The 2,321-nt window shown below is 31.7% G+C and carries 4 protein-coding genes; 2 read left to right on the forward strand and 2 right to left on the reverse strand.

The genetic code is table 11. The features are described 5' to 3' along the window. Both AB0N14_RS39820 and AB0N14_RS39825 read right to left on the reverse strand, forming a co-directional pair. Positions 1 to 669, reverse strand: a 669-nt coding sequence (locus AB0N14_RS39820) for a phage antirepressor KilAC domain-containing protein (RefSeq protein WP_366030569.1), incomplete at its 3' end; no start/stop codon positions are given. A 12-nt stretch (positions 670 to 681) separates the two neighbouring features. After that, positions 682 to 921: a helix-turn-helix transcriptional regulator gene (locus AB0N14_RS39825; protein WP_023189646.1), complete on the reverse strand. Its 240-nt coding sequence runs from the start codon at positions 919 to 921 to the stop codon at positions 682 to 684. 107 nt (positions 922 to 1,028) lie between these two features. On the opposite strand from AB0N14_RS39825, the gene AB0N14_RS39830 reads away from it, so the two are divergent. Further along, a complete protein-coding gene (locus AB0N14_RS39830) occupies positions 1,029 to 1,382 on the forward strand; it encodes a hypothetical protein (protein ID WP_351515825.1) in 354 nt (117 codons plus the stop codon). Between the two features lie 232 nt (positions 1,383 to 1,614). After that, a complete protein-coding gene (locus AB0N14_RS39835) occupies positions 1,615 to 2,070 on the forward strand; it encodes an alkylphosphonate ABC transporter permease (protein WP_312257860.1) in 456 nt (151 codons plus the stop codon). Positions 2,071 to 2,321: the final 251 nt, after the last annotated feature.

Genomic DNA, 2,321 nt, shown 5'->3' on the forward strand with positions numbered 1-2,321 from the left:
TTTGTGATTCGGAATAACATTTGTTTCACTAAATGTATAACCATGATTTTTATGTTTAGCGTATAATAACCACTGTCCGCCAACTTTATGTTGAACTTTTAACTCATAAAGCATTTTATTTAATGCTTGGGCGCTCATTCCATAATCTTCGGCAATCTGACTAATCGTTACCAAAGATTTTGATTTCATGATGCGGTCATAATAATCTGCTTTGGGTCTGCTTTCTGCAACCTGTTGAGATAACATCGCTGTTTTTTCTTGCTCATCTTTAAGATTAGTAGCGAGTTGAATGATGAAATCTGGACTTGTTAAAGCTTTTTCAATAACTTCATTAGTCATGTAAGCTCCATTTTTGCGGATTGTTGGAAGGACTTCAACAGCCAACCAATCTGTGAATTTTTCAGATACAGCATTGTTTGCTTTGAATGCAAGTTTGTATACCATAGGTTCACTGATGAATGAACCTTTTTCAATTTCCCCAGAAAGTTGGGGAAGATATTTATTAATAGTTTCCCAGCGAATGCTCTCGTAAATCTTTCCACTCTTATTTTGCTTTTGAGTTAAACCTAACGATTTTGCGACTTGTTCTGCACTAAATAGAACTTCTTCTCCCTCGACTTTAACGTCAAGATTGAAAATTCCATTTGTGAAATTTTGTAATTCGTTCATATTTTTTCCTTTCTAACTAGCTTTAAACCGATTATATTCGGTTGTTTTTCCTAAAAAAATAAAATCAATAGGATAGTCGTAAATTTCTGCCAATTTTCTTGCTAGACTCATGGGAATTTCAGTGCTATCTTTTTCATAACTCAAAATAGTTTGATAGTTTTTTCCAACAATTTCAGCAACTTCTTTAGCTGAAAAGTCAGCATTTGTTCTTGCAGCTTTTAATTTAATTTTTGGTGGTGTTTTCTCTGCCATACTGGCTCCTTTCTGTGTATGTATTTTAGTAATACCATTTCTCTAATTTATATCCCCGCCAAGAAATGCTATAATTGAAAGAAAACGGAGAAATTATAATGGAATCGGTGGATAATAAATCTCTTAAAATTCTTAAAGTAATGAGAAAAAATAATATGGCTTATACTAATAGTCAACTTGAAGATGTTACTCCTGAAAGTATAAATCTTGAAGATATTATCAATTCCTTGAGATATCTCCAAAATCTTGAATATATAGAGAAATTTCAAGGAGGTAAAATAAAAACTTACGATTTTTATTCTATTACTCAAAAAGGAATTGCCTTACTAGATGAGCGTAAAAGAACTCTTCACGGAAGGATTATTGACCATATTGCTTTCCCGATTATTGTTGCTTTCGTTACCTCTGCAATAGTCGCACCATTAGTAACGTTATTAACCCTGATGTTATCAAAGATGTAATTAAGCACATAACTACAACCAACCATATTGGTAAGTCACGCCAGTCTACATAAACTTTTTTCTTTTTTAATTTTTTCAATAATAATCCTTTCTATTTTTAAACTTCTGCATACGCAGTAAGGGAAGTTCAGGAATCGAACCTGTTCGCCAGTCTTCCCTGCTCATTGTGAGCGATATCATAACTCCGTGATATAATGTAAGTGACTAAACTAAAATTATATTGGAGGTTCTTATGAACAAAATTAAAAAAATAAAATTTTTAGAAAGCCTAATTTATTTGTTGGTAATTTCATTTTTTATAATTACTTTTTTTATAATTATTTCTTATTTTTCTACGCTTTTAAAAATTAAGTTACCTAGCGATCCTGCTATTTCGGTAATTACTAAAATAGATTACTTAAATCTTGTTAAACTTTCTTTTTTTGTTGGAGTTGTTTATTTTTTTCTGTTTTCCCTTCCTGAAATGTTCATTCTATTTATAGTGCGGAAAAGCGGGAGAGAACTTGAAGATTTGAATAATAAAGAAAGAAAATTAATTGAGACTCTTTTTAGAATATTATTAGGAAGCTATATTCCCACAGTTGCGCTATTTTCTTTATCAATCGATCAATTTTCATCCATTGTTGAAATCTCAGCTCTCTTTACCATTTTCATCTTCTTTTTCAACCTCGTAAAGACTAGTAAATGAAGTTAATGTCCTATCCACCATAAAATTTATCCCAAGTATTAAAACCACTAGAGCAATAATGGCTTTAATCAAATCATTAATTGACATATAAATCACTCCTCTCCGCCCCTATGGGGCCTTTTATTTGCCAAACTTGCTACTTACGCTGAGTTGAATACAACGTGTAACTACATTCACAGAAGCTTCGCAACTGTTTTGTTTGTTCGCTTGTTTGACTTTATGAGTTAATTATAACACCGATTTTATTCGGT

The organism is Streptomyces sp. NPDC051104, from assembly GCF_040682835.1.
Classification (GTDB): domain Bacteria; phylum Actinomycetota; class Actinomycetes; order Streptomycetales; family Streptomycetaceae; genus Streptomyces; species Streptomyces cynarae.

Excerpts from the sequence above, each read along its gene's own strand:
- AB0N14_RS39825 (WP_023189646.1), bottom strand. The coding sequence starts at position 921 with ATGGCAGAGAAAACACCACCAAAAATTAAATTAAAAGCTGCAAGAACA.
- AB0N14_RS39835 (WP_312257860.1), top strand. The coding sequence starts at position 1,615 with ATGAACAAAATTAAAAAAATAAAATTTTTAGAAAGCCTAATTTATTTG.